Below are 5,362 nucleotides of genomic sequence, written 5' to 3'. Positions count from 1 at the left end.
AACCGGTCCCCCTCCCGTCCGCTTGTCAGACACTGAGTCATGTGCACGGAACCCAGGTTCGGTACTATGAGGCCAGACAAGGAGGGCCAACCGATGGGTAGACCAGCAAGGCGATCACGCGGGTTCGTCTCCGTGGAAGCCATCCGGGAGTATTTCTTGCCGGAACTCGAACGTGAGAGGCGACGAGCGGACCGCACCCCCGAAGAAATCGCCCAAGACGATGCGGACCGCATCATTCGGCGGATAAAAACCCGGATGCGCCGCCCCGAAACTTCGGATATCTAGCTTGAATACCCACCGCGCGTGTGCCGCCCTCGGGGTCGGGTCGGACCGATCCTCCACGGGCGCGACGGCGCGGGTAGCGGCACACAGGCTTGTCGACACCTCAGCAACGGGAGGATGATCTCATGGCGAAACAAACCGAGAAGGGCCGCCGCAAAGGTGCGGTGTCGAATCGTTCACAAGGCCAGAACACAAAGACGGGTCTATGGACCATGCGTGACACCACCGGACGTTTCACCAGCGTCAAGCGCAGCGGCGGCACGTTCAAAGGTATCCGAAGAGAGAAGTGAACGGCCATGGAACCTTCGGTGGTAGACCAAACGGTTCCGTCCCCGCCGGTTACAGCGGCGGTTGAAGGCGAACCGCGCCCGATCCCTCCCCAGAGCGCTGGGTCCAGATGGTGCGCTACCGGAGGATCCGAACAATCAATGTGGGTCAATGACAGGAATGTGGTCCGCGATTCGGATGGGATCGATGAGGCGTTCGGTGGCCATGGGTCGAGCGACCATCGGTGTTTCGGGCTGTCGACAGAACTCGACCGGGAACCGATCGTGCCAGGGCAGCAACTCGACGGCGAAACGGGGTTCCTCGGAAAGGGCGATGAGTAAACCCTGCTCGGTAAGAGTCGTTCCTTCCGAGGGCACCGCATCGCCGATGGCATCCACGTACGTCTCCCCAATCCACATCAGCCACGCCGGGTGATCGGGTATCCCCCGCCAAGCCGTTCGCGACACGATTCCCGGGGCCCGATTGTCAGACTCCGATGCCGGAATCCCTCCCGTGTAGTGCTGTTCCACCCGTGCCCGGGCATAGAGAGCGTTGGTTAATCCGCCGACCTGGTCCAACAGAGTTACAGCCAGGTCACGCCACCGGGAATCCTCGAAGACCCGCCCATCGATCGTCAAACGCAACGAACCCGCCAACACACCTTCCTCAGGTTCTCGCAGCGAGGGGAAAAAGACAGAGCCGCTGCGGACCGGCATCGTCGCGTTCCAGGACACCATCCCCACCCACGACGCCTGCTCGGAACGCCACAAGTCGTAGAACGCTTCCTCCCCGTCATCGAAACGGTGCTGGAGAGGTTCAAAGGAGCCATATCTGCGGGGAAGGGCCTCGGGAAGCAGGCCCCGTAACAAGGCGATCAGATCGCGTGGCAGCGACTCGGCAGACCCATGTTCGGGGATCGCCCAGCTGAAGTCGATGTCGGTCGACGCCGGTGACTTGTCGACTCGGGCAAGGCGCCGATTCTTCGACCGAGGCCAAACGATCTCATCCTCTTGCGGGTCAAACACCACCCCCACCATCTCGTCTGCAAGACGGCGACCCACCCGCAGCGCCATCTTCCAAACTGCATCGCTGGCGCCGAGCGGCACATTGATCTCAATCAGCCATCGCGGCACCAACACCGCCGACGCAAGTTCCGGGGGCAGATCCTCGGCCTCGACGCGAACCGGCCCGTCGAGCGAGAACACACCTGAGATCTCGCCACGTGTCAGACGATGGACCGAGGTAACACCCCCTCCAACTCTGACGTCCCACCGGCCGAGCCCCACAAGCCAAACACCCAACGCATCCAGGTCAGGCCACTCGCTACCAACAATTCTCAGATCCCGCGACATGAACTCGAGGCTAGCGGCCCGCCGCCGCATGCGAACTCGTGGAACGGTTGAGTGAAGTTCGCACCGGGGGTGGTTTGTACGAGCTGTATCGGCGAGAGTTGACACGGTTCACTACGACGCTCTTCGGGGCATCGGATGCCGATGATATGACATCCGGCGCGGAGAAGTCGCCGCCGGGCTGCATCACGAGAGATGCTTGTCGCTGAACTCCACCACGAACCTGTGAACCCCAGACATCATTTCGTGCGACATGCCCGGCGTGAACCGCATTTCATCATGAGTAACCAGATTGCGGAAGCGAAGAACGAACTCCCGAAGATACCCATGGTCGTATTCGGTCAGTAGACCGGCCTCCTGTGCTTTGGGAATCAACATGCCCAGGGTGTCCCTCTCCCCGCATGCATCACCCAGCGCGTCGCACAGAAGAAATTCGATTGCTTTGAACGCAGACTGAACACACGACACGAGATTGTCATAGTCCGCCCCAGCCGTCTTGAATTGCTTTCGCGAGCGAGCCAACATCCGTGCTACACGACGAGGAGTGTTCCTCGACAGGACGAACGCGTTCGCGGCTTGGTCCAAGGACTCGTAGCTCATGGAAACGAAGTTCTTCGAGACCGGGTCCCACGGTGCGGTAAATGTCTCATTGGTCATCCGACCAATCTATCCGCTAGGTATGACATGTTCGGCCCGCACCGGACGGACACGGATAACGACGCGATCCGCCAAACATGGCGCGAGATCCTGGGGACCGTCCACCACAAGTACCCCGACTACACCGAATCCGGGTCCCAGTCTCCGGCGTCTTCGACCGTCAAGCGGCAGAGGAGTCGGAAGTGAAACGGAACGCCGGGGCCGTTCGCCGCCTCAACCGTTAACCGGTACGCACCGAAGCCTGTCGTCAGGGATCGAACCGCCGGCAACAGGAAATCGGGAACCCAGCCGAGCGGCTGCCCTGACGCTATTAACAGAGCTTCGGCGTTGTATTCGTTCGCATAGTCTTCTCGAAACTCGAGCACGTCACCCGGCTGCAGTTGTCCGATTCGCTCATCGGCGCCCTTGACATACCGGACTCCATGTGCCGGGAACACAAAATCAACAACACCGTCTTCATCCGCGACGGGCACTGCGAAGACCTGGATCGTGTCGGTTTCGCGCGCCCCGCCTGAGCGCTCCAAGATCTCGATTGGTGACGCATCTTCCGCGAGTGCGACAGCGCGAAGCAGCGTGGAATACTCGGGTCGCTTTTGAGAGATCACCCGGTTGTTGAAGAACGGAAACAGTTCAGAAGATTGGTAGATGTACGGCTCGTCGGGAAAGTTCGGGAATGGCTCGAAGTTCTTTAGTTCGGCCACGGCCTCGGTGTCGTAGAAGAATCGGAACTTCGGACCGTCGAACACTTCCAAGTACCCGACCTTGTGATACGTTCGCTCCTCGGGGTCTTGCCACGCAACAACCAAGCGCCGTACCGGTACGTCCGGGTGCGTGCCGATTCCGGTCTCTTCAGTGAGTTGTGAGAGCATCGAGAAGCCTTAAGCGGTTGATACGGAGGATCTCCCTGCACAGTGTACGAGATACATCTGACAAAACGACGCCGGTCGGGCCGTCCGCCGGTATCCGGTCTAGCACCTCGTCCACGTCGTCATCTCGTAGGTTCGTCAGTCGATCGATCCACACGGTCCGCTCGGTCGTCTCGATGAACTCCCACCCGCGGACGACGAGATCAAGCATCGACGGCATACCCTCGAAGGATCTCGTCCGGCCGTTGTCGAGCCATCGCCGAATTGCTCCATCTCCTCCTGAGAGCAACCGACTTCGGTTCGCATCCGTCTCCCCAAACGCGAGCGAACTGCCATGATCGAAACTGGGGGCAAGCACGTTCACGCGATCGAGCACGATCCCCCAGTTCCGGTGATGCCTGTCGGTGTTGTTCACCCACGCGTCGAGCACGAGATATCCGAAGAAACTCTCGAATGCCGAAGTTGACGGAAAGCTTCCGACGGAGTGACCCGCGTAAGGCTCTAGTACGTCTCGAATAGCCTGCACCGTGTATCCCGGAGTGTCGTTCCGTAGCTGATCTTGCGGGTAACCGGGATCCTCCGCTGACAACAACTCGTTGCCATGAACGAGCATGGCTCCGTTGGTAACAAAATTCAACGATATGATGCCTCTCCTGCCACGCCAGTGTGCGAGCTCAACGGTTGCGACGGCGACGCCCAACAACTGTGCGAGTTCAGCCACGGCCTTCTCCGCCCAGTCCTGTCCGCTGGGTCGTTCATCGTCTGACCGGGCTTCCTTGAAGAGCCACGACGCTTCGTCTGCATCCAGCAACCATTGCTTTGGTCGTGTCCCGATTGCCTCAATCGTTTGGGCGATCTGCCACTCCGTGACGTCGATGATCTCAAACATGAGCGGTGAGACCCGGCACACAACCCATACGCACTGCGCCCGCGCTGCTACCGCTCAACGGACACGCTGGCTTTCACGGAGCCCGTCGACCCACCGAGGTCGATTGCGACATGCCAACGACCCGAGCGGGGCACAGGGATACGCGCTGGGCGCACAAGAGCTTTCCCACCAAGGTATTGGTGCCTTTCTCCGCGCCGGTACCGCTCGAAGTTGCTCGCGTCCAAGACTCTCACGTTCGCCTGTTTGTCCAGAGTGACAACGATCGTGTCGCCCTCCGCAGCCTGTAGTTCGTAGTGAAGAAACTTCACGAGTAATCCCTGTGTCGACCTGTGTGACACTCTATCGCGTAGGTCCGACACGATCGTGCAGAGATCCTGTCACAGGCGCCGGGCACCACACCACGACAGAGCGCTCTACAGGGTGAGGTGGACTCGGAGGGCGGCGTCGACGTCGAGCATCTGCTGGGATGGGACCGCACCGATCCTCTCCCCATGGTGATCGACCGACACCGACCGAACCTGTTCCGCCTGGGCCTTGGAGTCTCTGGATGACCGACATCACCCACTCGGAGGGGTACTTGGAACGGAAAGAAGCGACGTTGGCGCCACTGAGGCTCATCACCTCAACTGTGACCAACACCGTATTCGCGGTGTTCCAGACGTCGACGAGTCGCTCCAAGCCCACAACGGCAACGTCGCGAGCTCCGTTGCTTGCTAGAAACCTTCGGTTTCTCGGACCAACCACGAAGACTCGGTTGCTTACGAGAGTCCGTAAACAGCGGCGCAGGCTCCGTTGCCTGCGGACTCTCGGACCTATCTCACAGGTGGACGCGCCGTCTCCGCCACCCCATAGCTGGACCCGGACGTCATCCCCGAGGGCGGTGGGAGACGTCGGCAACGCGTTGTTGGTTGAAGCCATGTCGGTGTTCTAGGGCAGGGTGCCGAGTGCGTCGACAAGTGGCGCCAGGATCTCAGCCGCACGAGCATCATCATCAACAATCTCGACAAACACCGCCACCCTCGGGTTCTCCTCACCACCCGCGGTCCTGACGA

7 protein-coding genes are annotated in these 5,362 nt (G+C 60.3%); 1 reads left to right on the top strand and 6 read right to left on the bottom strand.

The window, feature by feature from the left end; genetic code table 11:
* Positions 1-93: 93 nt before the first annotated feature.
* Positions 94-285: a hypothetical protein gene (locus GXP34_01065; protein ID NOY54556.1), complete on the top strand. Its 192-nt coding sequence runs from the start codon at positions 94-96 to the stop codon at positions 283-285.
* Between the two features lie 422 nt (positions 286-707).
* On the opposite strand, the gene GXP34_01060 is transcribed toward GXP34_01065, so the two are convergent.
* From GXP34_01060 to GXP34_01035, 6 genes are all read right to left on the bottom strand, one after another.
* On the bottom strand, positions 708-1,901 hold the full coding sequence (locus GXP34_01060; protein NOY54555.1) for a hypothetical protein: 1,194 nt from the start codon (positions 1,899-1,901) through the stop codon (positions 708-710).
* Between the two features lie 183 nt (positions 1,902-2,084).
* On the bottom strand, positions 2,085-2,555 hold the full coding sequence (locus tag GXP34_01055) for a hypothetical protein (GenBank protein NOY54554.1): 471 nt from the start codon (positions 2,553-2,555) through the stop codon (positions 2,085-2,087).
* 119 nt (positions 2,556-2,674) lie between these two features.
* Entirely contained in the window at positions 2,675-3,424 is a 750-nt protein-coding gene (locus GXP34_01050; GenBank protein NOY54553.1) for a hypothetical protein, read from the bottom strand.
* Positions 3,405-4,310 carry a hypothetical protein gene (locus GXP34_01045; protein ID NOY54552.1) on the bottom strand — a complete coding sequence of 302 codons (906 nt, stop codon included), beginning with the start codon at positions 4,308-4,310 and terminating at the stop codon, positions 3,405-3,407. The genes GXP34_01050 and GXP34_01045 overlap by 20 nt, the downstream gene beginning before the upstream one ends.
* Positions 4,311-4,357: 47 nt before the next feature.
* The gene (locus GXP34_01040; protein NOY54551.1) at positions 4,358-4,618 is read right to left on the bottom strand and encodes a DUF1883 domain-containing protein; all 261 of its coding nucleotides are present in this window, start codon (positions 4,616-4,618) and stop codon (positions 4,358-4,360) included.
* Positions 4,619-4,723: 105 nt separating this feature from the next.
* Positions 4,724-4,819 carry a hypothetical protein gene (locus tag GXP34_01035; GenBank protein ID NOY54550.1) on the bottom strand — a complete coding sequence of 32 codons (96 nt, stop codon included), beginning with the start codon at positions 4,817-4,819 and terminating at the stop codon, positions 4,724-4,726.
* Positions 4,820-5,362 lie beyond the last annotated feature (543 nt).

Source organism: Actinomycetota bacterium (assembly GCA_013152275.1).
In the GTDB taxonomy this organism is placed as follows: Bacteria; Actinomycetota; Acidimicrobiia; order Spongiisociales; family UBA4744; genus BMS3Bbin01.
Note: the sequence above shows the minus strand (reverse complement) of the source record. Positions and strands in the feature narration are given on the sequence as shown.

Coding starts and splice junctions, on each gene's coding strand:
- GXP34_01045 (NOY54552.1), bottom strand. CDS start 4,310: ATGTTTGAGATCATCGACGTCACGGAGTGGCAGATCGCCCAAACGATT.
- GXP34_01055 (NOY54554.1), bottom strand. CDS start 2,555: ATGACCAATGAGACATTTACCGCACCGTGGGACCCGGTCTCGAAGAAC.
- GXP34_01050 (NOY54553.1), bottom strand. CDS start 3,424: ATGCTCTCACAACTCACTGAAGAGACCGGAATCGGCACGCACCCGGAC.
- GXP34_01060 (NOY54555.1), bottom strand. CDS start 1,901: ATGTCGCGGGATCTGAGAATTGTTGGTAGCGAGTGGCCTGACCTGGAT.
- GXP34_01065 (NOY54556.1), top strand. CDS start 94: ATGGGTAGACCAGCAAGGCGATCACGCGGGTTCGTCTCCGTGGAAGCC.